Raw genomic sequence first — 25588 nt, forward strand, 5'->3', positions numbered from 1 at the left:
GCTGCTCCCCCGTCCGCAGGAAACCCTTCCGACTTCAGTTCACAACGCCCTCAGACCGGAGCATCGTCACGACCGACCGCTTCCGGGGGTCCAGAGAATCTCACTTCTCCCCCCGTCATTTGCCATCCGGGCCATCACGAAGAGCAGATCCGACAGCCGGTTGAGGTAAATGGCAACATGCTGGTTGACCGGCTCCTGCTCAACCAGCTTCAACACGCTGATTTCCGCCCGTCGACAGATTGTCCGGGACTGATGAAGCAGTGCAGCCCCGGCGGTTCCACCGGGGAGGATGAAGCTGTTCAGCGGCTGTAACTGTTCCACATCCACATCAATCCAGCGTTCCAGCTTGAATGGTTGAGCAGGCTGCACTCGGAGTGGAGGGAATGCGGTCTCCTCAGCGGACTCCGGCACACAGAGATCGGCGCCGACGTCGAACAGGTCATTCTGAATCTCACGCAAACGGGTCACAGCGGCGTCATCCAGATTTCCCAGAGCGATCGCCACGCCCAGCGACGCGTTGAGTTCATCCACATCTCCATAGGCTGCAATGCGGGGATGAGTCTTCGGAACCCGGTCGCCGTTGCCCAGGGATGTCTCCCCAGCGTCGCCACTGCGCGTATAGATGCGATTCAGATAAACCATTTCCACGATTCCTGCTCAGACGCAGCGAGTCTGCTTTGCAAATTCTTTTGCGTTCCCACATCCCGTCCGCCGGGCTGAACACGCGCTTCTGGAACACCCTGCCTCACTTGATGACGTGCAGGCCAACGGGAACAGACCGCGCAAAACTCCAGCACGGCCAAGTCGCAATCAGACTGGATTCGGCGCCTTGTTTCAATCTGTGAACACCCACCTGAACAATGCGCTCGCCGTTAAAATCACCACAATCGCTACAATCGACACAATCAGCAAAGATCGAGATGACGATCCCGGAACGCAACTTCTGATCTCGTCCTTGCTTCCGATCTGCACACCCCAAAATGTCAAACTGTAACGATTATTCCGGTGGTATGAATTCTGCGAATTGCACCAATTCTCGGGAATGTAGTGGTTGCACGGATTATGCGACCCACCGGGTAGACGTCAATTTCAAAAGGAAACGCATGAGACGAAGCGTCCGGGCGGAACGAATCCTCCCGGATTCAGCGAGAGCGTGTGTGGCGACCTGAGACATCGCCCACGGCGAAGCAATTCGCCCGGAGCCTCGCGACTCCAGCAACTTCCCCCTTCCACGCGCCGGTTGGCGTCAACCGGAATGTCTGGCATGTCCGCGAGGAAGGGGCGCCGCTGCAACGGCTGGCTGCTGGTGTCGCGAGGATCTCTGTCTGCCCTCGTGCGGCTGAATGTGCATGCGCGGAGTACAGCCATGAAACAGCTCATCGCAGCCTTGCAGGCTGATGAAGCAGGATTTGTCTTGAGTTCAGAAATGGTGCTCGTCGGCTCGGTGGTGGCACTGGGTGGAGTCACTGCATTCGTCGGCGCGCGAGACGCCGTGAGCAACGAGTTCACCGATATCGCCAACGCGTTTTCGAAGCTCGATCAATCGTACTACTACGGCGGCATGCATGGCGGTGGTCGACGCGGCCACTACAAGTCCTGGACCGCCGGTTCCGGTTTTCTCGATGAAGACCACCGCGAAAAATACACCGAGGCAGACTTCCAATGCCGCGAGACGGAACGTGTGTGTGAACCAATCGCCGCTCCGATGATCTGCACACCTCCCGCGGTCGCTCCCGTGGTTCCTCTTCCGTGCGACGGTCTTCCCTGTCTGCCGCCGTTCCCCGGACCGGTGATCACCCCCGGTTGCCCGGACGGTTGTGGAACCATTCCGCTGCCAGCTCCCGAACTCCCCTGTCCGCAGGGAGATTGTCTGCCGCAGTCCGTACTTCCCAATGAGGGTTCCGGAAGCACCTCAGCACCGTTTGTGACTCCGTACCCCGGAGCCTATTCCTCACCGGTGATCGTCCCTGGATCAACGGTTTCGGTCTATGGCCGCAATGCTTACTACGGATACGCCGGACCGCGACCGATCGTCCCGGATCCACCACTGCGACCAGTCGACCCGCCGCATTCCGTTCCGTTCGTCTGGTAAGCAAGTGTCAAGCGACTGACAGCTCACCGTGGATCGTTCCCTCTTGAAGCCTGATCGTCACGCGACGATCAGGCTTTGAGCATTGCGGTGGCCCCGTGCACGTTCGCCCGACGTCGAGGTGTGCCGGATTCGTGGCAGAGCGAGAGCAGGAAAGATCAATCTGCTCTGGATTTCGTCGGTTTGCTGGACGAATCGGGCTGCAGATGCGAGAGTCCTCCGAAGGAGTACGGAGTTCACAATCCTGATCTGACGGAGGGGGTCACCCATGCAGGGAAATCGGCAGTTCTCAATTCAGTTGAGCCTGATGGCAATCACGCTGGCCGTGCTCGGACAGTCCACTTTTCTGAGTGCAGCAGACAATAATGCGGCCACTTCACCAACGCCGCCGAACATCATTCTGATCAATGCCGACGACCTCGGCTACGGAGATGTCGGCGCGTACGGTTCCCAGCGGATTCCGACTCCCAATATAGATCGGCTCGCGGCGGCCGGCCTACGATTTACCAATGCCTATACGACCGCCGCGACCTGTACTCCCTCCCGTTACTCTCTGATGACCGGAGAGTACGCCTGGCGGCGTCAGGGAACAGGGGTTCTGCCCGGCGACGCAGCCCTGATCATTCCCCCGGGCAGCACGACTCTTCCCTCAGTGTTGCAGTCTGCCGGATATCGGACCGGCGTGGTGGGGAAATGGCATCTGGGACTCGGAACCGACCAGATTGACTGGAACAACAAGATTGCCCCCGGCCCCCTGCAGATTGGCTTTGATGAAGCGTTCATCATGGCTGCCACAGGGGACCGCGTGCCGTGTGTCTACCTGAAGAATGACCGCATCGTCGGTTTGGACCCTGCCGATCCGATTGCCGTCGACTATTCTGCTCCGTTCCCCGGCGAGCCAACCGGCAAGACGCATCCCGAGCTGCTGAAGATGCATCCCAGCCACGGCCACGATATGGCGATCGTGAACGGAATCTCCCGCATCGGCTATCTGAAAGGGGGCCGCGCTGCTCTGTGGAAAGATGAGGAGATGGCCGACACGTTCACCGCCGCAGCCGTGGAGTTTCTCAAGCAGCACCAGCAAGACCGCTTCTTCCTGTATTTTGCTCTCCATGATCCGCACGTCCCGCGGGTCCCCCATCCCCGGTTTGTCGGCAAAACGACGCTCGGCCCGCGCGGAGACGCCATCGTGCAGGCGGACTGGTGTGTCGGCGAAGTGCTGAATGCACTCGCACGCTTGAACCTGACTTCCAAAACGCTCGTCATCTTCACGAGCGACAATGGTCCCGTGGTGGACGACGGCTATCAGGATGACGCAGTCGCCAAACTGGGTGACCATCGTCCTGCAGGAATTCTCCGCGGGGGCAAGTACAGTCGTTTCGAAGCGGGAACGCGAGTGCCGTTCATCGTCAGCTGGCCCGGACGCGTGCGAACAGGAACGAGCGCTGCCCAGTTCTCGCAGGTCGACCTGCTGTCTTCTCTGGCCACGCTGGCACAACAGCCGATCGATCCGTCGCAATCCCGGGACAGCCGCGATCACCTGCCGGTCCTGCTCGGCGATTCCCAACAGGGTCGCGAAGAGATCATCGGCCAAGCCTCGGGCGGCCTGACGATCCGCGTGGGCAGGTGGAAGTTCATTCCAAGCTCGAAGGGACAGCCTGTGACCCGGAATACCCGCATCGAGACCGGAAACTCACCGAACGATCAGCTCTATGATCTGGACGCCGATCCGGGTGAGACCAACAATGTCGCAGATCAGCATCCGGAACTGGTGAAAGATCTGAAACGCCGCCTTGAAGCAATTCAGAAAAGCACCGCTCCTCGTAAGCAGCGGTAGCCCAACATGGGAGTGGCCCTGTTCTGGATTTGATCGGACATCAACCGGTTCCGCGATGGGCGTGGAAATCGAGCCCCTCGGGCCACATGCAGTCACCATTTTGCAGTCATCATTCCCCGGATCTCCATAAGTTCATCCCCATGAATCGCGTGCTGATCATCGTCGGAGACGCTTCCGAAACTGTCGACACTCTCTACCCCTTCTACCGGCTGAAAGAAGCAGGGTTTGAACCGGTGGTCGCCGCTCCCGAGAAACGGGAATACCAGATGGTGCTGCACGAGGTTCGCCCCGGCTGGACGATTACCAAGGAATGGGAAGGCTACCGCATTCAGGCAGACATCGCGTTTCGCGACATCACTCCGGAAGATTACCTCGGGATCTTCTTCAGCGGGGGACGGGCTCCGGAATATATCCGTGACGATCCGCATCTCATCGAGATCACCCGTTACTTCTTCCATTCCAATCGTCCGATCGCCAGTGTCTGCCACGGTGTGGAGATTCCGGCACGTGCGGACTGTGTCAAAGGCCGCCGAATGGCGACAGTCCCGAAGTGTCGGTTCGATCTGGAGGTCTGTGGCGGAATCTTCGTTAACGAGCCCTGCGTTATCGACGGAAATCTGATTTCCGGACGGACGTACCATGACAGCGGTCATTTCGTCGGCCCGTGGATCCGATTGCTTTCGGAGGCTCGTGAAAAGCTGGCCAGATCCTGAGGAGAACTCCGCCCGAGAACTGGCTGGAGGCCGTCAATGCAGCGATTCAGCTCAATGATTCGGCAGCATCTCTGTACGGGAAAATGACAGGCCGCAGACTCCCCTGCAAGAGTCAGTTTTTCACAGGCTCCGTCGCCGGCCGAAAGTTGCCCGCCTTGTTGACCAACACTTTCTGGCGGGACTGAGGTGATTGAAATTCCCCCGCCAGAATGTCCGCTTCGGTGAAGGCTGCGAGCAGGATTTCGGCTTCTTTGTACCGATTGTAGTCGTACACAATCCGGATCAGGCCATCGGGCGATTGGCAGCCATCGGGATAGGAGACCCCGACTCGTTCATCCAGCAGCAGGCCTCCCTTCCACGTCTGTCCCTCGTCGTCGGACAGGAACGCCCGCAGGTGCGATCGTTTTTCCGTTCGTTCGTCCATCTGCCCGTACTTGACCAGCAACAGTTTGCCTGATTGGAGCCGACGCAGAAAGAACCGGGCGTTAATGTTCTCAAACCGGAATGCCGGCTCGGACCACGTCTTTCCCTGATCCTTTGAAAAGCTCTCGTAGATCCCCTGTTGTGTCCTGGCCAGCATCCAGAGTCGGCCATCTTTCAACTCGACGACCATATGTTCATCAAAATTGAAGTGCGGAAAAACGACCCCGCCCCGCCGCGACCAGCTTGCCCCCTGATCAGTTGAGACAAACAGGTGGGCCATCCGCTGATCATCGAGTTCATGAAAATAGTCGCCGAAGTCAGCCGGAGCCGACTGCTTGCTGTTCGATTCACGGCGGTGCTCGTTCCCGGGGGAGATCCGCTCCCGGATCCACAGCGAAATCGGCAACAGCCATTCCCCATTGGACAGAACCACAGGCTTGTTCAAAGTGCAGCCGTGCCAGATCCGCACCGGTTCGGACCACTGCGGATGCTCATCGTCCGGGTTGTCACAACGAAACGCCCAGTTCCCCGCGCGGCCGTCAAAGTAGCCCAGAGCCTGATCGACAAACAGCCAGAGCCGCCCCTGCGGATCCGTCCAGAAGTTACCGACGAGCGCCCGGCACGCCACGCCGCTCGGATGGTCCGGCGGATCGATCACCAGCCGGGGAGCCGACCAGGTTTCTCCATTGTCATCGCTCGTGGCGGCGACGAAGTACGCGAGTTCGCTGTCGCCCCCACTCACCCACGCCGCCCAGAGACGACCTTTCGGTGTCCGCTCCATGCCAATGACCATATTGACCGACCGCTGGGAGTCGGCATACTCCGGCCCTGGAGCAGAGTTGATTTTGGGAGGTTGCAGCGGCAGATTGAACAGCTCCGGGAGTGCAGGGGACGGCCCCGGCCCTTCCGCGCTGCAGTGCGAACAACAGAACCCCGCGCACACCGTTAAAAGCAGGATTGCCCTTCGAGTCAACATGCGTCCCCCGTGGCAGTTCTGAACCAGGACCTCGGCGAAGGTTGCTCTTTCCAGTATTCCCGCAGCGTCTCTGTGCTGGATCAGCAGCAGCACTTCGCATAGCGGGAACCGGTCAAGCAGAATTCGGCAGATTCCTGCGGTGGCGTGAACCCGACTCATCACGCATCAGCAGGAGATTCTGCGTCCTGAAACCTTACCGTGCACGCAGGGCAATATTCAATCAGCACGCGGAGAAGGGACTCGCTCTCCGCATTTCGCACTGCGGGGTGAGATCGACTCGGCATCGCCCAGCTAACATTCTCAATAGCACGGACGAGCGAATTACCGCTTTATTTCGCCGACTCGGGAGCGGTCTTCCAGAGCTCGTCGATCAGAGCCACTGCCTTCTCGACCAGAACCTGCCCCGCTTCCGGCCCGACCAGATTGCTTTGCGGGACAGCGCTGTATCCCCCACCCGCGATGGCACGGGGTGTGGGGAGATAGGACCCGCCTTCGGTCAGCTGGATCACAAAGGTCTGCAAGGCGGGGCTGCGGGCTTTGATCTGGACTCCGTAGTCGGTGAAGAGTTCCATGCCCGCATTGACGATGGCCACATCTCCCAGACGAATGGTATGAAATTCCATCACATAGTCAGGGGTCTCTCCGGCTTCCTGCTTCTTGTAGCGTCTGACGACTGACAGCAGCCAATCCCGGCGACGATTCTTTGGATCGGTGATGGAGTCCGCGGCATTCTGGGCAGCCTGAGCTTCGAGCGGTGTAATGTGTCGAGCGGGCAGGGTGAGCTTCTCGACGCGGTGTTCGAGCAGCAGATTATCATGCTGCTCCCCTTTGACGACCTGCAGCACATCTTCCCATGTGGAAACGATGCGCCGGGCGAGCTCATCAAGGCGGTCCCCCCCTCGCAGCGTCTGCATCCGTTCTTCGGCAGCGCTGCGGTACATCAGGTGTGGGGACTGGTCTCCGGCAGCCCCACACCAGGGGACGACGTGCAGCTGCGCACCATGTTTCTTCTGAAGCTGCTCCCGAACCTGATGCCAGAAGTCGGCATTGACGCGACTGCGGCGTTCCGCCTCCTGTGCGGGGCAGGCGACGTTGATTGCCGTCGCGATGAGGTCGTTGTTGTCGTTCCAGAAGTAAAGCAGCTCAACTCCATGGTCCTCGTGCCCTTCCAGTCCACGAAAGTTGGGGTCATTGGTTTTGCCGTACATCACTGCGGAGCCATCGGCATACAGTGCCCGTCGATTCTGGGCCAGCACGGCGTGGCCCAATCCCCAGGCCACTTTCGCGGGGGCACGTGAGTTCCAGGCCTCCACGACAATCTGTGCCAGCCGCTCCATCAGAAATTCGCGGTAGGCCTTAGGCCGCATCAGGCCGGATTCGGGCAGGGTATACGCCCCTTCCTGAGCGAGCGGAGCCGTATGCGTATGCGTGGCGTTGACCACCATCTTCGACAGGAGTTCTTCCGGAACCTGACCTTTCAGCTGCTCACGCAGTTCGCGATAGAAGGCCTCTCCACCCCGCAGCATGACCAGGTCGCACGCAACAAACAGGGCGACGTCAACGGACTTGTCTCCCGACCGGGTTTCTAGAACGAGTGCCGTGGCCACGCAGGGTGTCTCGACAGTTTCGGAGACCTTGGGCTGCATGGAACCATCCAGAGCAACCCGTTCATCCGGCGTGATGCTGATTGTGGCAGCTCCGACATAGAGCTTTCCGGCAACCGGCTCAGCGCATGCCACCCGCTGGGACACGACGAACACGAACAGACAGAGGATCGCGCGGCTGAAGAGCATGTCTCGGAAACTTTCTGGAGGGAGAGGACTTGGTTCCGCCCGTGCTCGCCAAAGGGCATGTGACGAGCACGGGCGCGTCGGCTGATCCGGCAGTGAAGCGCGCGGGGTTCGATCTGAAATCGGAACCCCACCACCGCGGAAAAGGAAACAGCCCGGGATTCACTCCACCGGGGAGTGAATCGACGCAGTGTTCTGACCGCATCAGGGGGTTTTCAAATCAAACTTGATGTCATTCGGCCCCGACTGCGTGATTGTGGCGGTCAGGGTGCTGGCCTCATTCCATTGTTTGGGGAGAACCTGTTTGACAGGCCCTCCTCCCGCCGCACTGTTCGACGTCTCAATCAGCTGGCGGATCTCAACACGAAAATCACCGGGAGGAACTTCAATTTCGAACTTCCCTTTGCTGATTGCCGCGACATACGACTCCGCTGCCCCCTTCCCGGCAGCATCAGGAATCACAAACTTGATCTGGGCCGGATCGAGGGGGTTGCCATCCAGCGTCACAGTTCCGGTGGCAATCACCATTCCATTCGCCGTTTGCAGCTGCGGCTTGGCGCAACCCGTTAACAGCAGGAGACACGCAGCCACGATCAGGCGATCGCCCGTCACACGATTGAACTTCATACAGCAACCATCACCAAACGTTAGAACAGGGGGCAGTTCAAGCCGCATTCTGGGTACACGAGCTGCGGCTGGGAAATCATCTGATTACCTGAACGAGGGAGAGCAAAGCGGTTCTGCTTCCGGAGCATGTCCTGTCGAATCCAATTCCGGGACAGGGAGCGACAATTCCGGATTTCCCGCCTGAAAACGGAGGCTCCGGGATGTCCTTCCAACCCCACTCGGGTGGAGTTCATTTCTGGACCAGCCGCGTCCAGTCAGCGGGGCCCCAATGAGGGTCCCCGCTGGTCGGTCTGTGCATCGGAAAACATGACCAGCAGTGGTCGACATCACGCAAACAGCTTTCGAACAAACCCATCCAGAGGCAATGTGACGGCACAGCCCTCGTTCGCTGTGGGGTCCCCTGAATTCACCGGACCAGATGAAGTCTCGCTGAGCAGCGAGTGAGCTGTCATCGCTTCATCGCTCGAAAGGCGTGCAGCGTGAACACTGGAACTCGCAGACTTCTCTAGAACTCGCCAATCACATTGGCGTCGTCACGGCCACCGAGGTACTTAAAGGTTCTGCCGTCAATGTTCTGCGAAATAAACCGGACGGAACCGTCGGCGAGCGCGGACTGAACTCCGCCAACGTGATAGCTTCGCGACGAGACGTTGGCATTGCCGCTTCCGCCCATATAGCTGCACGGGGCAAACGAGTCATTAATGCAACGTCCCAGCAGATCGACCTGTCGGGTGTTCGGCGGGTAAAGAGTGCTGAACCAGGTCGTCGGGCCATAGGCGTTGAAAATCAGCCCTCGCCAGTCTGTTTCACTGGAATTGTTGCCGACCGTCGCTCCGTGCCGAACGAGGACAATCTCGCTCAACAACATCACATTGGAAGAACCATCCGTAATGTCCCGCATCGAGGTCTTGGACATTGCATAGAAGATGCCGTCCAGCTTGGTGGCAGTCTGGTCTGTTCCCAGCTGGGTTCCGGTCGTCCCCTGGCAACCGGAATAGTTGCTGAGCGTAGCGGGCAACACCCCCGATGTGGATGCATAGGTCTGCTTCGTCGAATTTGGATCCGTCGGGCATTTGAAGACCGCCAGATTCGTCTTGGCCCCGCTGTAATCCAGTGCCGTCTTGGACATTGGCAGGGCCGACATATCGGTCATGTTCAGATTGAACAGCGTGGCCTGATCAAGATAGGGAAATGTGAATGCGGTCCAGGCGACACGGTTGGGATGCGGAGGAGTGCCGCTCCAGACGCTGTTGCCGACGCACCCCGGGGGAAACACCAGATGCGTCTCATGGTAGTTATGCAGCGCGAGTGCGATCTGCTTGAGATTGTTCTTGCACTGGCTGCGTCGTGCGGCCTCGCGCGCCTGCTGCACTGCAGGCAGCAGCAGCGCGATCAGAACGGCAATGATCGCGATCACCACGAGAAGTTCGATCAGCGTAAAGCCACGCTGCCGACAGAATGCTGATTTTGCGGACATAGCTGGGGTTGCTCCGGTTCCACGAAATGACTGAGTACAACTGCTGCGAGCGAAACGAAAAAACAAACGTTGTGACAGCGAAACCGCTGACACGACGTAAAAAGTCCGTGCAAATCAAATTGTGCAAAATCAACCAGGTAGAAACCGCGCCCTGCCAGGCAAGGCCATCGACTGCCAACCATGGCGTTACCGAAACAGCATCGCCAGAGACAGATTCATCGAGTGCTCAAGATGCTTTCGCATGATTTCCGCGGCAATCTCCGGCTTTCGGGTCTCAATCGCCTCAAAGACTTCAATATGTTTCTGGCCTGGAATCTCCCGTGTTCGGGACTCGGTTTGATCCAGCATCACCAGTCTGTCGACTAACGGAACCAGGAGATCCTTCAACAGGGGAACACCGGAGAATTCTGCAATGGCAAGATGAAAGCGCACATCCGCGTCACGACATTTCGCCAGTTGAACCCCATCCCTAAACAGCTGATCGACTTTTCGGGCCATCTCTTCCAACACAAGCAGCTGCCCCCCATCCACCACTTCAGCGCAGCGACGAGCCGTTTCAGACTCCAGGGCAATCCGCAGTATGAATTCGCTTCGAATCCGCCCGAGATCACGGGCAATCCCCCGCACCCCCGCACGACCTTCAGATTCGACAAGTCCCTCGGCAGCCAATGCCTTGACTGCCTCAGAAACAGCATGGTTTCCCGCGCCATACCCACGCGCCAGCGGACGCAACGTCAAACGGGCCGAGGCAGGAATTTCGCCACTCAGGATCCGCGAGCGCAAGTCGCAGAAAATACTGCGAGCTTTCGTCAGTGCCGGCACCGGCTCGTCTGCCTTGCTCCGACTGCGGGTCGGTTTCGCTTTCATAACGCACCTGATCGATGGAAGCGGCACCTCGAATATTTGTTTACAGCCTACCTTTGAGCGAGCGATGGCAGTGTACCAACACTGTTGTCACAGTCAAGTAAATTTTGCACTTCCCGCTCATCGTGTGACCATCAATAACCGCCGGTCACGATCATATTTTGCCTCTTCAAAGGACGGGCCGCCGCCCCTTATTCAGAGGCTCCGACAGTCGCATCCTGCCGCAGATACGCGATCAGATCAGCCAGATCCTGAGGGCTGAGGATCCGACTGAACCCTTCCGGCATCAGGCTCTTTCCGGAGGATCGCAACTCGTCAATTTCAGATCGCAACACGTCCACCTTCTCTCCCTTGGCCTTGAGTAAGGTCAGACTCTGCTCTGATTCATTCACGACGAGTCCGGAGAGGGCACGGCCATCCGTCAGGCTCACGACGTAGTTGAAATACATGGGCTCAACCGCCTTATTGGGATCGAGGATGGCCTCGAGCAGACGGTCAGGGGTGCGCCCTGTCACGGATGACAGATTGGGCCCGACAAGTGCCCCCTCTGCTTCATAACGATGGCACTCGGTGCAATGTTTCTGAAATGCAGCGCGTCCTCGGGCCCGGTCACCTGATAGCTGCAGGGCCTGAGTCGCCGCCCCACCGTCATCCACCCTCTGACTCTCAAACTGACTGAGAAAGCGCGCGGCGTGCGGAGATGCTTTGTTCGCCACCAGTTGCTCCTGCAACGTCAGGGGGATCTCCCCCGAGCGTAATGATTGGCGTTCAAGTGCATCCGCCATCAGCCCATGCCATTCGGGCCGATTCACGAGCGTCTCGAGGACTTCCATCTTCAGATTGGGGAGCAGGCGGGGCCAGCTTTCCAGGAGAATCTGTCCCGCAGCCAGATCCTTTCTTTGTCCTAGCGAACGCACAACCGCCACCCGTAGCGATGCCGGGGTATTGGTCGTCAGCAATTCCAGCAGGAATTCCGAATCCAGTGGATTCTCATCGCGGGGGTGTAACAGAAACGAGATGGCCAGAACCCGCAGCCACGCTTCCGCCTCATCGCTTTCCGCCAGGACAGCAACCTGTTGACGCAGGTCGCCCAAGCTCTTTGGATTCAGCTCACCAAGCCGGCTCGACAGCGATGATTGTTGCGCAATTGCTTCGACGGCAATCAGCGCCCGGATCAGGTCACCACGGGAGCGGGGATGATTCTCCAGAGCCGCAGCCACGTGCTCCAGTTTCCCCATCGCGACCGCCTGAGACACGACCTGCCGGTACAGGTCACGAGCGTGCGCAGTGTCCAACGGTTTCGCGGAAACCACCTCCATCACAGCCGAGACATTCTCCGGATTCAAGGAGCTGAGCAGGGCGGTTTCCAGATGGGGCGTCAGCGAGGGGAGCCCCCAGAGCCGGACGATCCCCTGTTGAGCCAGCGGCTGTCGACTCTCTCCCAGCGTGAATGCCAACTGCAGCCGCACAATTTCGCTCGGGTCGTCGACCAACTCAACAACTGCTGCGAGGACGTTGACGTCGTCGAGGTGCCCAGACCGCTCCGCCAGCCGGAGTGCGTGTCGTCGCAACTCCTCGTGTGGGTCGTGGAGCACATCGATGAGATCACGGGGAAGCAGGCGATTCCTGTTCGCTAATGCATAGAGTGCATGAAGCCGCCCCTGCGGAGTCGTCGCGAACTTCAACAACACTTTGATCGCAGGGACCGCCGCGGCGTCGTCCATTTCAACCAGCCGGCGCTGAGCAGACTCACGCACCCAGCTGTTCGGGTGATCAAGACAGAGGACCAGTTCATCGAGGTCCAGCTTGATCAGGTCCGGGACCGGTCTGGGTTCGCCGTCGGCCGGAAGAACGCGATAGAGTCGACCTCGATCTTCCCCCAGTCGAAGCTCGCGCAGCATTTCCTCCCGCAGGCCTTCAGGAACAAACTCGGGATGTTCGATCACCTTGCGGTACATATCCACGACCCACAAGGCGCCATCCGGACCGGTCCGCACCATCACAGGGCGGCACCACGCATCGGTGGAAGCCAGAAAATCGACCTCTTCGCCAGCGACATCCCGCTGCATGCTGAATGTCGCCCCGCTTCTCGTGAGAAGATTGTGCTGCACAAGGTTGTGCACCGGTTCACATGTGAAGGCGTGAGCACAAGACGGATCGAGCGCGAGGAGGTGGTCACCATAGACCATTCCCGAACAGGCGGATGTGAACCGTCCCACCTGTGTTCTTGGATTGAACTGAGCCCCAATTTCGGCGGCTGGGAAAACGCGAGGATTCCGTTCGCTCAGGATTTCCCGCGGATCTGGAGCCGCCAGATGCGGATTGCGTCGCAGATAGCGATCTTCGAACAGATAGTGCCAGAGGGGATAGCTGTTCTGAACTCCGAACCAGTTGTCCCAGTCATCCCGGTTGCGACCAAACTGGGAGGGCCCCGCCAGAGGTTCCAGCTCGCCAGTGACCGGATGAAACCGAAAATCCTTACTCCCCAGTTCAATGAACTTCTTGGCGACGTGCGAGTAGATCCGGCTTTCTGCTCCGTAACCCGCACGGTGGCTGCCGCTGGCACAATGCAGCCAGCCATCGAGGCCCCAGCGCAGTCCGTTGATCCGGAGTTGCTGATTGCCCTGATGAAATCCGCTGAAAAGGACCTGTTTCACGTCACACACGCCGTCGCCGTTCGAGTCTTCCGCATAGAAGATCTCCGGAGCGGCGGTGATAATGACCCCTTTGTTCCAGGCCACGATTCCCGTGGGAAAGCTGAGATCCTTGAGGAAGAGTGTCGACCGGTCATAAGGACCGTCCGGGCGGCTTTTTTCGAGAAACCGGGCTCTTCCTCCCGGTTTGCCGCGGCCATCCAGTCCCAACGGATAATCGGCCATCTCGACGACCCACAGCTTGCCATCCAGTCCCCAGTCAATCGCGACTGGATCCATCAGCAGCGGTTCGGCAGCGACCAGTTCGACCTTCATCCCCTCTCGAACTTTCCACGCAGCGGTCCCCTTCTCCGGACTGAGGGGACCATCTACTTCTACATCTGCCGATGGACTCTGGGAGTCCTGCGGCACCATACTTGTGGAAGGGGATGCAGCGGGGGGATCGAGAATCAGGATCTCCGGATTTCGATAGAAGATCTCCGCCCCTTCGCACTGCAGCGCCAGCCGTCCTTCTGTGAGAGGAACCACGGCATTGTCGGGACCAATCGGCGCCCGCAGGTTGACCGTGTAATTGTTGACGACGCCATTCACGATGAACAGTGCGGAGTCGCCACGAACGATCACCTCCACGCTGTTCCATCCCTCTTTCTCGGCGGTCGATTCCTTGACCACGCGCATCACACGCTGTTCGGACATCACGGGCGACCAGACTCCATTGGTCAGGTCGGCCTTCTGGTTTTCATCGACGGGGGCATCGCCTCCTGTATAGACGAAGAACAGGTCACCGGTATCTCCTTCCTGCAACTGACATTCGAAGCTCATGGGCCAGACCTTTTCCGGACCGACCACGTGCATCAGCAGCCCCGCATCCCGTTGCCGCTCCTGTCGGGGAGCAAATTTTTTCTCTCCCCACCGGTAGTCGAACCGAAAGCGGTAATGGGAATAGCTCTCGTCCGAAAGCAGGACGCCGAACGGCATTTCTTTTCCCGGCGGAGTCTCTTTGAAGAGATGCAGATCGCCATCGACGACCTGAAAGATCTTTTCCGGATCCTCCCCGACAGGGTGTCCGCGCAACACCACTTTCCAGCCGGTGAGATCCTGACCGTTGAGCAGCGGCTTCCAGCTTCGCCCCTCGGATTCCAACAGTGCCTGCTGGTGAAACGCTGTACTCGACAGCCGGGGCTTCAGATTCTTTTCTTCGGCGGAGAGTGAGTTCGCACTCCCGCAGATCAGAACGAGAAGCAATCCTAGCGAGCGGTGCCTGAGAGACATCAGTACCGCAGACCTGAAAACTGAAGACATCAAGACTGCCATCGATCGAAATCCTCGAGATCCTCTTCCGGTTCTTTGCAGTTCCAGCATGTGTGTGTGAGTCAGGGGTTCGCTGCCTGAATTTCGCTCGCCATCTGATAAAGCTCGTTGAGCATCTTTTCTGAAGCATCGCGTTCCAACCGGTTCGTCCCTAACCAGGCCTCGTAGCCACCGAGGTCATGCTGGTGCGGGGGCGGGACGTAACCGTGGTGACCATGCGAGAGAGTCATGAGGAATGCCGGTTGGACCGGACAGTTCTTCTTGAAATCGAGCCCGATTTCGCAGAAGGCCTCGCAGGGCATCGTCCCGATGTACAGGTTGCCGATTTTCAGCATCTGCAGCGGGCACAGCGCTTTGTCCGGATAATAATCGGACATCGTGATCAGCTTTTTGGCGTAGAAGTGCGCCAGTGCCAAGGGTTGCGTGTGGTACGAAACCCCCTTGGGCAGCACGGTGGTCTGGCCCGCTGCGTAGGTCTTTTCCGCCCAGCGCATCATCTCGTCGTCGGGCTTGCGGAAATCAAGTTCCACCACACGATAACGGGCATCCAGCTGCACATCGCTCGTGTAGGTGAGTGTCGACAACGCATTCAGCACCTTGGTGGCGACATCGCTGGCCACCTCGTCGATCTTCTCGTAGTAATTGCGCTTTGTCTGGACAACGCCGAAGTTGACCCCCAAGACATCTCCGCTGGTCCCGTTGGCCATAACGGGCACAAACGGAGGCTTCTGATGTGCGGTACCGGTGAACTCGACGAGATACTCGCAGACCCGCCCGTAGTAATCGGACGACACGTGCCCCGGTTCGATCCCGCCGACGTAATGCAAAGAGTAGCTGGCCAGCAGCGCAATCGGCGCCCCGTCCGGCTGACGGAAGGACAGAAAGGAGACCTCAGGATCAGTCGGTCCCGCCGGCTTCACGTTGTCGGGGCTGCCCGCTGTGGGAAGTGACTTCACGAGATCTTTCGCTCCGAACGGGTTGGCGGGCATTGCTTCCGGTTTGACAAACCAGCGGCGATTGTGCACATGTTCGGGAATGGACACGGTGCCAAATGCAAATTCCGCCGGCCGCAGGAGATTCTTCGCGCGCTGCACGCCGTCGGCAATCCGCTTCGCGACGAATTGCTGGTACTCATCCAGCGGGAAATCGAGGTCGTAGAAGGCACGTTCCTTCTCGGAGCCCAGAGCACTGTTGGCGGAGTGGGTATGGGTCGCACTGATCAGCACATTGCTCGCCGGGATGCCGCAGGTTTTCTCGATGCTCCGCTGTGCCTCGCGGCAGACCGCCGTAGGCAGTCCCACCAGATCGCAGACCACGAGTGCCAGTTGAGTCTTTCCGTCATCAAGCACGATGCAGCGGGCATGCAGTTCATCATGAATGTGTGTCGAGGGACCGGGATAGAACGTCCCTGCCAAGGGCTTTCCCAGAGCCGGAGTAATGTTGCTCGTGGCCGCTCCAGCCCGGAACAACAGCTTGTCTTCCGCATGGGTTGCCTGTCCGCTGCCCCACGCAACGGCAATCGCCACGACAGCGGCCAGACAGCGCAGGGCAGAGGAATCAAAGCGTTGAGTCTGAACGTGCATTAAGACGACCTCTTCCTGATTGAAAGCTCTTTGACGGCCAGCAAACTCCCGGACATCGACTCACGCGTTCCACGGTCCTGTCCCGATCATCGGGGGAACCGCTGCGCGCATCCTCAGCGCCAGTGCCAAGGGTGTTGACGTGAAACGAATGCTTCCGCCACGTACACCGCGATGCTCTGTCGCGGCGACCGTTTGAATTCTTTGAAATGGAGTCCCGCAGCGGTGCCAGCGGAGCAATCCCAAGGTCCACTCTCTTCAAGGCCTGCGCATCAACCGGGCAGCCAGCCACGACGATGATCGGCTCCCGATGCCATGCCCCTCTCCTGCGACAGCCAACTCCATTCAAACGTAAAGGACTGCCAGAGAAAGCTGCATGCAATGATCGATATGTTCGCGCATCCGGTAAGCGGCATCCTCCGGAGCCCGCAGGCGAATGGCCTCCATCAACTCTTTATGACTGTGCCCGGGAATCTCCACCCGCTGGTTTTCTGTCGGATCGAGCATAACAAGGCGATCCAGCAAGGGAACGAGCGCGTCCGTCAGCGGCGGAATGCCTGTGAATTCTGCGAGGGTCTTATGGAAGTGAACATCAAGCTGTCGGCACTCTTCCAGACTCTCTCCATTGGCCACCATGCGATCGATCTTGCAGGAGATCAGGTCGAGCAGGTTGACCTGAACATCACTCGCGATTTCGGCAAAACGCCTGGCAATTTCGCACTCAATTGCAATGCGGTAGATGTACTCTCCCCGGATCCGGGACAGATCACGGGCAATGACCCGGGCTCCCGCCTGACCTTCGAGCGCGACAAGCCCTTCCGCCGCCAAGGCCTTGACCGCCTCGGACACAGCATTGATGCCTGTCCCGAACTGGCTCGCAATGGGACGGAGAGTCAATCGGTAATTCGGAGCGAGTTCGCCGCTGAGAATCTGTGACCGCAGCGAAAGAAAAACTGCCCGCGCCTTTGTCACTGCGGGTTCAGTCACCAGACGCAGCGAGTGTCTCGCGGAGCGTGAGCTTCCTACTGACATGGAGGAACTTTCCGTTCTCGACTGCCCGAAACAGCACCGACGAAATCCGTGAGTGACTGCCTGGCAAGCTCTGGTTTGAACGTGTTTCCAATTCGAGGCATGCAGTGTACCAACACTGTTGCGACTGTCAATGTGGGAGCCCGTCCCGTCAGACAACAGGACCAGACAGACAAGCTGCGGAGAGTTGCTGTCACTCGCAGTGAAGCGGCCTCGCGACAGCAGGGCCCGGAGACGGGCGTGAGGCGAGACTCAAACGGACCGCATCGCAGCCCATCGCGCATGAAAAAGCCCTGACGCGCTGCGGTCTCTCAGGTCGCAGGGGATCAGGGCGCAGTCAAATCACTCTCAAACGCATGCGACCCTTTCTCAAGGGGCCGGCAGGACTCTCGAATCCGCTGACCGCGGACCTCTCAATCACCGAAACACGTCTAGGCAAGGACTGTGCCAGTTGCCCCTACGACAATTCACCGACCGAACGAAGCCGTTGCCACTCAAGATGTTATCCGCAGACGGCGGCGGGCCTGCCCCACGTGGAGCCCGGCGACCCGTGCAAGTTTTACACGGACACCGGGTCAGTTCTTGCAATTTCTACTTCGCAGACCGATGGGCAGTGAGGGCCATTTCTTCCGCATACTGACCGATTTCGGCCAGCACTTCTGAGGAAGTCGCCCCACCGGTTCCGATCTTTTCGATCAGCCGAACCATGGCCGAACCGACGATTGCACCGTCCGCCAGTCCGCGCAGGCGGTCGATATGTTCCGGGCGGCTGATCCCGAAGCCGACGGCGAGAGGGGTGTCTGTCTCCCGTTTCAGCCACGCAAGCTGTTCGAGGAGTGCGCTGGCCACATCACTTCGCTCCCCGGTTGTTCCCGCCACGGCAATGCAGTACACGAATCCGGAACACGCCGAAAGAATCTGTTTGACGCGTGATTGAGGAGTCGTCGGCGCCACCATCTGCACGAGATCCAGGCCCGCGTCCCGCACCAGTTCAAAGGTCTCAGCAGCCTCCGCCCCCGGCAGGTCAGGAATGATGAGTCCGGAGATCCCCGACCGCACGCACTGCTCCAGAAAGTTCTTCACCCCGAGCCGGAACACAATCGCATAAGAGACCATCGCCACCAGCGGGGGAAGCGACTCGCCCTTTAGTTCCTCAAGGGCCCCGAAGATTTGCGGCACCCGCAGCTTGTTCCCCAAGGCACGCGTATAAGAGGCCTGAATCACGGGGCCATCAGCGATCGGATCGCTATAGGGAAACCCGATTTCAATCAGATCAACTCCCGCGGCGGCGAGCTGACGAATGAGCGACTGCGTCGTCGCCAGATCAGGATCACCAGCGGTGATAAACGGCATGAACGCCATCTGCCCCTGGGCACGAAGCCCCTGAAATACTTGAGCAATACGCGAGGACACGAGGCACTCCTGATCAAAAAACGACAACAGCAGCAACGAGTCAGAACACAGGCAGGCAACAGGATGGAACCGCAAATCAACCGCGACGGCAGACATCTGCCTGTTCCCGGATCTGCAACAACGGGTTCACATCTCCAGCCCCAGAATCCGGGCGACCTCATGAATATCTTTGTCACCCCGACCAGAAAGGCAGACCACCACCGCCTGATCGGAGGATCGTTTGCGGGCAGATTTCACCGCCTGTGCGAGAGCGTGGGAGCTTTCGACCGCCGGAAGAATCCCTTCCAGCCGGGCGACCTTCTGATACATCTCCAGCGCTTCCTGATCATTGGCGGTCACGTAATTGACGCGACCTGTATCCTTCCAGTAGCTGTGCTCCGGACCAACGCCGGGATAATCAAGTCCGGCGGAGACGGAATGCACATCCTGGGTCTGGCCGTCGGCATCCTGCAGCACGTAGCTGAAACTGCCGTGCAGGACCCCTTTCACTCCATACGTCAGAGAGCTGGCGTGGTCGCCGGGCTCCGAACCGCGGCCCCCCGCCTCGACTCCCGTAATCGCGACGTCGTAATCTTCGATGAACGGATAGAACATCCCGGCAGCGTTCGAACCGCCGCCGACGCAGGCGATGATTTCGTCGGGAAGCCTGCCAAGCAACTCCAGTGACTGCTGACGGGCCTCACGACCGATCACCGACTGAAAATCGCGGACAATTCTCGGGAAGGGGTGCGGTCCCACCACCGAACCGAGGATGTAATGCGTGGAGTCGACACTGGCCATCCAGTCCCGCATCGCTTCGTTAATGGCATCCCGCAAGGTACGGGACCCCGAAGTGACAGAACGGACCTCGGCCCCCATATTTCGCATCAGGAAGACATTCAACTTCTGCCGGCGAATGTCTTCTTCCCCCATATACACGACGCAGTCGAGCCCGAACCGGGCACAGGCGGTGGCGGTCGCGACCCCATGCTGCCCCGCACCGGTTTCGGCAATGACCCGCTTCTTTCCCATCCGGAGCGTCAGCAGCGCCTGACCGATCGTGTTGTTGATCTTGTGCGCCCCGGTGTGGTTCAGGTCTTCACGCTTGAAGTAGATGCGGGCACCGCCGACTTCCGCGGTCAGTCGCTCGGCGAAGTACAACGGGCTGGGTCGACCGACAAATGTCCGCAGCAGGTGGTTAAACTGCGACTGGAAATCGGGATCCTGCCGTGCCCGTTCATATTCGACCGTGAGTTCGTCGAGGGCCTGAATCAGTGTTTCGGGGACGAACCGCCGTCCGAATTCTCCAAATCGGCCGCTTTCGTCGGGAACATTCTTGTTCGCAGTCTGCATGGGAGACTCAATCGCATTGAAATTCGCTCGGGAACCGAAAGAGCGAGAGTACGCATCACGCTGCTACGCGTCAACAAGCCGGGCGGCATTCTCGCCCGATCCAGCATCAGATCGACCGGGATCGCTTCCCCAACGCAGTGACGACGCGACATTTGCAGGGAAGCGGCAGCGTTCCATCGACGCCGAGAACATAAAAAAAGCGGTGGAGAGCCGCACGCTCGCCACCGCCAGTTTACTCAGTTCCCCATTTGCTCAGTGCCACGCTCTGAGACCGGGGTGCGGCTATTCTGCAGGCTTCAGACCGAAGCTGACATGCAGAACGCCATTCTCATCAGGCACGATATACGACCCTGCGGGACCGAAATACTTTTCCAGATCCTTGAAATCCGGGAGGACGGAAAAGTCGAATTTGCCTTCCACAAAGCTGTCGTATTCCCCTTCACGCAGGGCATCGTAATAGGTCTGCAGCTGCTCGAACGCATTTTGATATGTCAGCAGCGAGACATTCCCGGGAAGCAGCTTGGCGAATCGCTGAAAATCTTCAGCTCCCGCCAAGGGGGACTTGGCATGTCCGGTCAGGGCTTCCTTCAACATGTCCACATCCTGCGCCAGGAACAGGGTCTGCCCCTGAATCGCCGTGGCCCAGGGCTGCTCTTCGTTCACCGGCAGGTACAGCGTGGCATTAGCAGCGGTTTCCGTCTTGTATTCCCCCTTCATTGCCAGCAGGGCTTTCAGGAACTTCTCTCCTTTTTCGGCATTCGTCAGGCCGATTGCCAGCACTCCGTAAGACTTCAGTTCGTCTCCCGGATCACCGGCAACCACATATCCCTGCGCGGTGCCGGTCAGCGTGTCGATGATGTCCGCCTTGATGTCAACGGGGGTCCCATCTGGCAGCTGGAGCACGCTCTTGCTGAACATTTCGAACTCACCCGAGTTCCCCCGGATGGCATTCCACATGCTTCCGATGGCTTCGAATGCAGAAGCAGCATCCCAATCGAGAGTCAGAAACTGTGCCGCTTCATCGGGAACCCACTGAGGCGGGGTCGGGTTGACCGTCCGCAACTGGAAGACCTTCAGCAGCCCCTGCACCGGTTTGGTGGTCGCAATCATCGTACGGTTCACCGTGTCGTATTGCGGAGTGTTGAACTCCGTCACTCCCCCGATCGCCTTTAGCCGATCCAGTCCCACCTTATCGAGATTCTGGCTCAGAATCGTAGCCGGCATCTGGAGATTCGGATCCATCGACATGGCAGCCACCGCCAGCGAAACGGGATCGGTATACCAGCTGAACACCGCGTTGGTCCGGGCCGAAGTCCGGCATTTCGTCATGATCTCTTTGTAGTTCGGAGAATCTGCCAGAGACTTCTGCTGATCGCCGGTCCAGCGTGTAATGATGCCCCGCAGGACACTCAGACTCGAACTGGCGACAAACGTCTTGTCTTTGGTGAAAAATGCAATCCGCTGCTGATCACCGGAGTTCTGAGCCGAATTGGTGAGAATCGTCACCTCGACTCCCTGCAGGGTCTGGGTTTCCTTCTCGATGTTGCGGTTGGGAATATTTTTTTCCAGGTTTGTCAACAGCTTGGCGAGCACGTCTTCATTGTCACCGATTTCCACGAACAGCGCTCCCGCGAGCGGTTCGTTGGATGGCCGGATCAATGCGAACGTCGCTTCCCCGGCAAACAGCGCCTGCAGATCCTCGACGGTGACGCCGAGCTTCTCTTCAATTTCGCCGGCCTGCTCTTCCGCCCGGGCCTTGAAGTCTTCCTTGAACTTGTCGAAGCCCGGGTCGGCCAGCAGCTTGCCGAATGTGGTCTCGTGAAACTGTTTGATTGAAACCGGCACATCCTGGCAACTGAAGTACAGCACCGTATTCGCGGGCAGTCGGCGGTCGGCGGAAACGTGGTCCGCGGCCGTCAACGTCCCGGTCAGCAGTCCTGTCAGGCTGACCAGACAGACTGCGATGCGTGACACTGTTGCGAATCTCATACTCGACATCCTTCGAAGAGGTTGACTCTGTTGTTGGCATCCCTGACGACAGCGTTGGCTCGCATCGCATCGGCATTTCGGGCGCAAAACCCAGTGCGTGACGCCTGCCGAGTCCGTCCGGAACAAGGTCCGGCGGAATACGGCACCACGATCGGTTTACCTTCCCCACAGGTTTTCAGCAAGTAATGCCATGCGTTTTGTCTTCCGGATCGCGTCAACAACGCGATGACCGGTCAATCCAAATGGTCTCCGAACCTCAGAACCATTCGGCGTAGGTCTTCTTGATGCTGGCAATCCCGGCGTTGAACGTCCGCACGTCGTTGGTCGGGGAGATCATCCGGCAGCCATGATCGACCATCATCTTTGTGTGCTCGACTCCCTGGACCACAGCACCAAACGTCTTGCCGTGCTTGCGACAGGCCTCACCGACCCGTTTGACCGCAGCCACACACTTCGGATGCATGAACTCGCCGGGCACTCCCAGTTCCTGACTGAGGTCCACCGGCCCGATGAACAGCAGATCCACCCCCTCGACAGCCACGATCTCTTCCACGTGCTCCACGGAGCGCGCGGTTTCAATCTGAATAATGACCATTGAGTTTTCGTTCGCCTGCCGACAGAAGTCAGCGATCGGCAGGTTGCCGTAGCGGCCATCATAGCCCCCGCCATTCACCCCCCGGTTGCCGCGCGGGGCGAACTTGCTCCAGCGGACAAACTGGTCCGCTTCCACAGCGGTATTGATCTGGGCGGCCATCACTCCCCCGGCGCCCGATTCCAGAGCGCGGGTGACACTGGCGTAGTCGACAGGTGCCATGCGGACAAAGCTGTCGAGTCCAGCTGCCCGGCCGGCTGTCGCTGCCGCCTCGATTTCCTGCGTCGGAAAGCCGGAGTGTTCGTGATCGATCCAAAACCCGTGAAACCCGCCATGAATGGCGTACATCTCAAGCTGGGTCGGATGATACGCCCGCCCGATCGCGAAGACATTCACCCGTTCCCCGGCCGCCAATCGCTGCTTTAACGTGCGTTCGATCATCGTATCTCTTCAACTCATTGAGGTCCTGATCTGTCACCGACGACTCTTGAAACCATCGCGTTCAGTCTGGCAGGCAATCGGGCTTTTGACTACTCAAGTCCCTTGTCTCGGGTTCGCCTGCACGGAGACCACGGGCTGCGCCCGTTCGCCGCTGCACAGCACCACCAGCAGATGCCCTCGATGGGGTACAGGTGCACTCATTGTGATCAAGCCCTTAAACTTGAGTGACACGAACAGAGCTGCTCACAATGTGCCAGCTTCTGACAGCTTCCGCAATGCGCCCCATCCGGCTCCCTGATTGCAGCGTTTCCTGATCGGTTCAGGAGGAAAGCCACCTGCCCGGCAGCTGTTCCCCCACGTCAGATTCTCGGGTTGCCGAGTGTGAAATGAAGGCAGGCACTTCCGGCAACTTGACGCGATGCGGATGCGGCTTCTGTTCTTAGCAAGGTCCATTGATGATGTCCGAGTTCGAAAAAATGCGCGCGGGGAGCTTATATGATCCTTTTGATCCCGAACTTGAACGGAGACGAGAACGGGCACGGCGACTTTGCCAGGAACTCAATGCCAGTCTGACTCAGGATTCGGCAGCACAGCGAACCGCCCTGAAGCAGCTTTTTGGGAGCGGGGGAGAATCGGTCTTGCTGCAACCACCGTTCTATTGTGATTACGGAACGAATATCCTTCTCGGCGAAAGGGTCTTCTTCAACTTCAACTGCGTGGTGCTGGATGTCTGCGAAGTCCGCATCGGCGACTTCACACTGCTGGGACCGGCAGTTCAGATCTATACCGCAGCGCATCCTCAAGATGCAGAACTTCGACGGTCACTCGAGTTTGGCAAGCCGGTCCACATCGGTCCTGATGTCTGGATCGGAGGAGGAGCGATCATTTGTCCCGGTGTCACGATCGGCGAAAAGACAATCATCGGCGCGGGCAGCGTTGTCACGAAATCGATTCCAGCCGGCGTCGTCGCTGTGGGAAATCCCTGCCGTGTGCTCCGCGATATTGAACCTGAGAGTGACCGGCTGTGACCTTCTTCGACAGGTCGCGGTCGAATCGCGAAATCACAAAATTGGCGCGAAGCGGTGATTTTCATTCGTCACGAACTGTATACTTGCCGATGAACGCAAGTGAGGAATGCCGAAAAGGGGAGGTGCGGGAATGAAGCTGAGTCGTCGCTCGATGCTGCAGGCCAGTTTGCTGGGAGTCGCTGCCGGATTTTCCGGTCGTCTGCAGGCAGCGGAATCACCATCCCTTCCGGTGCGGGCGATTACCCGGGGTCCCAAATTCCACTGGTTCGGGTACTACGACAAGCTGCAGTTCGACCCGACGAACCGGTACGTTCTGAGCAATGAGGTCGAATTCGAACACCGCACTCCGACCGCTGCCGATGTCATCAACGTCGGGATGGTGGACCTGGAAGACAATGACCGCTGGATCGAACTCGGGCAGAGCAATGCCTGGGGCTGGCAGCAGGGCTGCATGCTGCAATGGCGGCCTGCCCATGCAAGCGAAGTGGTCTGGAATGATCGGGAAGGCGACCACTTTGTCTGCCGGATTCTGGATGTGCAGACTCGAAAAATGCGAACCCTTCCCACGCCGATCTATGCGTTGAGCCCGGATGGATCGTTCGCTGTCACGGCAGACTTTGCGAGAATTCAGCGACATCGTCCCGGCTACGGCTACGCCGGCGTGACGGAAAAGTATCTCAATGAAAGGGCGCCGAAAGATTCGGGAGTCTTCCATGTCGACATGGAAACGGGCGAGCAGAAACTCGTCCTCTCACTGCGCGATGCGGCGAACATCCCCTTTGAGGGGGAAGATGTGTCGGACTACTGGCACAAATTCAATCACCTGCTGGTCAGCCCGGATTCCAAACGCTTTGTCGTGCTCAACCGCTGGCGGGAGAACGATCCCGAGACCAACGGTCCCAGCATGAAAAAGAAGTGGAATACCCGCATGTTCGTCGGGAATGTTGATGGAAGCGACGTCTCGGCGCTGCACCTCACCGGTTTGATCTCACATTTCGTTTGGCGCGATCCGGATCATCTCTGTATGTGGACGAAGCCGTACGACAGACCTGCCGGATTCTATGTCGTGAACGCCCGCACCAGCGAGGCAAAGCTCATCGGAGCGGATGTCATGGTCAGAGATGGGCACAACACCGACGTTCCCGAGCATCCGGGCTGGATCCTCTGCGATACCTACCCGAATCGACAACGAAACCAGGTCCCGTACCTTTATCGCGAATCGACAAACCAGCGTTTCAATCTCGGCGAATTCTACTTGCCGATTGAATACTCAGGAGAATGGCGCTGCGACACCCACCCTCGTTCCAGCAACGATGGTCGGCTTGTCACCATCGACTCGCCGCACGGGGGACAGGGCCGGCAGCTGTACCTGCTGGATGTCTCCTCGATTCTGCAGTCGTAGAGCATTTGCCTCTGGATCGCT

18 protein-coding genes are annotated in these 25588 nt (G+C 58.7%); 5 read left to right on the forward strand and 13 right to left on the reverse strand.

Going from position 1 to position 25588, the window contains the following annotated elements; translation table 11 throughout:
• Positions 1-66: 66 nt before the first annotated feature.
• Positions 67-642: a cob(I)yrinic acid a,c-diamide adenosyltransferase gene (locus SH664x_RS12185; protein ID WP_437201271.1), complete on the reverse strand. Its 576-nt coding sequence runs from the start codon at positions 640-642 to the stop codon at positions 67-69.
• Between the two features lie 622 nt (positions 643-1264).
• On the opposite strand from SH664x_RS12185, the gene SH664x_RS12190 reads away from it, so the two are divergent.
• The 3 genes from SH664x_RS12190 to SH664x_RS12200 all read left to right on the forward strand — a co-directional run bounded on the left by SH664x_RS12190 (position 1265) and on the right by SH664x_RS12200 (position 4639).
• Entirely contained in the window at positions 1265-2092 is an 828-nt protein-coding gene (locus tag SH664x_RS12190; RefSeq protein ID WP_437201272.1) for a hypothetical protein, read from the forward strand.
• 265 nt (positions 2093-2357) lie between these two features.
• Positions 2358-3926 (forward strand): sulfatase-like hydrolase/transferase, encoded by a 1569-nt coding sequence (locus SH664x_RS12195; protein WP_437201274.1) that lies wholly within the window; start codon positions 2358-2360, stop codon positions 3924-3926.
• 140 nt (positions 3927-4066) lie between these two features.
• Positions 4067-4639 (forward strand): DJ-1/PfpI family protein, encoded by a 573-nt coding sequence (locus SH664x_RS12200; protein WP_437201275.1) that lies wholly within the window; start codon positions 4067-4069, stop codon positions 4637-4639.
• A 112-nt stretch (positions 4640-4751) separates the two neighbouring features.
• Here SH664x_RS12200 and SH664x_RS12205 read toward each other — a convergent pair whose 3' ends face one another.
• The 12 genes from SH664x_RS12205 to SH664x_RS12260 all read right to left on the reverse strand — a co-directional run bounded on the left by SH664x_RS12205 (position 4752) and on the right by SH664x_RS12260 (position 23137).
• Complete coding sequence (locus tag SH664x_RS12205) at positions 4752-6038, reverse strand: sialidase family protein (protein WP_437201276.1); 1287 nt, start codon at positions 6036-6038, stop codon at positions 4752-4754.
• 329 nt (positions 6039-6367) lie between these two features.
• A complete protein-coding gene (locus tag SH664x_RS12210; RefSeq protein WP_437201278.1) occupies positions 6368-7831 on the reverse strand; it encodes a hypothetical protein in 1464 nt (487 codons plus the stop codon).
• Between the two features lie 201 nt (positions 7832-8032).
• Positions 8033-8455 carry a hypothetical protein gene (locus tag SH664x_RS12215; protein ID WP_437201280.1) on the reverse strand — a complete coding sequence of 141 codons (423 nt, stop codon included), beginning with the start codon at positions 8453-8455 and terminating at the stop codon, positions 8033-8035.
• Between the two features lie 505 nt (positions 8456-8960).
• Positions 8961-9932, reverse strand: coding sequence for a DUF1559 family PulG-like putative transporter (locus SH664x_RS12220; protein ID WP_437201282.1), 972 nt, complete (start codon positions 9930-9932; stop codon positions 8961-8963).
• A gap of 186 nt (positions 9933-10118) precedes the next feature.
• Complete coding sequence (locus tag SH664x_RS12225; RefSeq protein WP_437201284.1) at positions 10119-10799, reverse strand: GntR family transcriptional regulator; 681 nt, start codon at positions 10797-10799, stop codon at positions 10119-10121.
• A 188-nt stretch (positions 10800-10987) separates the two neighbouring features.
• Positions 10988-14722 carry a PVC-type heme-binding CxxCH protein gene (locus SH664x_RS12230; protein ID WP_437201286.1) on the reverse strand — a complete coding sequence of 1245 codons (3735 nt, stop codon included), beginning with the start codon at positions 14720-14722 and terminating at the stop codon, positions 10988-10990.
• Between the two features lie 101 nt (positions 14723-14823).
• Positions 14824-16344, reverse strand: a complete 1521-nt coding sequence (locus tag SH664x_RS12235; protein WP_437201287.1) for a neutral/alkaline non-lysosomal ceramidase N-terminal domain-containing protein — start codon at positions 16342-16344, stop codon at positions 14824-14826.
• A gap of 342 nt (positions 16345-16686) precedes the next feature.
• Positions 16687-17373, reverse strand: coding sequence for a GntR family transcriptional regulator (locus SH664x_RS12240; RefSeq protein ID WP_437201289.1), 687 nt, complete (start codon positions 17371-17373; stop codon positions 16687-16689).
• Positions 17374-17961: 588 nt separating this feature from the next.
• Positions 17962-18783: a tryptophan synthase subunit alpha gene (gene trpA / locus SH664x_RS12245; RefSeq protein ID WP_437201291.1), complete on the reverse strand. Its 822-nt coding sequence runs from the start codon at positions 18781-18783 to the stop codon at positions 17962-17964.
• Between the two features lie 126 nt (positions 18784-18909).
• Complete coding sequence (gene trpB / locus SH664x_RS12250; RefSeq protein ID WP_437201293.1) at positions 18910-20115, reverse strand: tryptophan synthase subunit beta; 1206 nt, start codon at positions 20113-20115, stop codon at positions 18910-18912.
• A 282-nt stretch (positions 20116-20397) separates the two neighbouring features.
• On the reverse strand, positions 20398-22104 hold the full coding sequence (locus SH664x_RS12255) for a hypothetical protein (protein ID WP_437201295.1): 1707 nt from the start codon (positions 22102-22104) through the stop codon (positions 20398-20400).
• A 256-nt stretch (positions 22105-22360) separates the two neighbouring features.
• Positions 22361-23137 carry an HpcH/HpaI aldolase family protein gene (locus tag SH664x_RS12260; RefSeq protein WP_437201296.1) on the reverse strand — a complete coding sequence of 259 codons (777 nt, stop codon included), beginning with the start codon at positions 23135-23137 and terminating at the stop codon, positions 22361-22363.
• 455 nt (positions 23138-23592) lie between these two features.
• Here SH664x_RS12260 and SH664x_RS12265 point away from each other — a divergent pair, with 455 nt between their 5' ends.
• Together SH664x_RS12265 and SH664x_RS12270 are read left to right on the forward strand one after the other, a co-directional pair.
• Positions 23593-24165: a sugar O-acetyltransferase gene (locus SH664x_RS12265; RefSeq protein ID WP_437201298.1), complete on the forward strand. Its 573-nt coding sequence runs from the start codon at positions 23593-23595 to the stop codon at positions 24163-24165.
• Positions 24166-24295: 130 nt separating this feature from the next.
• Positions 24296-25567 (forward strand): hypothetical protein, encoded by a 1272-nt coding sequence (locus SH664x_RS12270; protein ID WP_437201300.1) that lies wholly within the window; start codon positions 24296-24298, stop codon positions 25565-25567.
• The last annotated feature ends 21 nt before the right edge of the window (positions 25568-25588 follow it).

This window comes from Planctomicrobium aquicomposti (assembly GCF_051466325.1).
Lineage (GTDB): Bacteria > Planctomycetota > Planctomycetia > Planctomycetales > Planctomycetaceae > Planctomicrobium.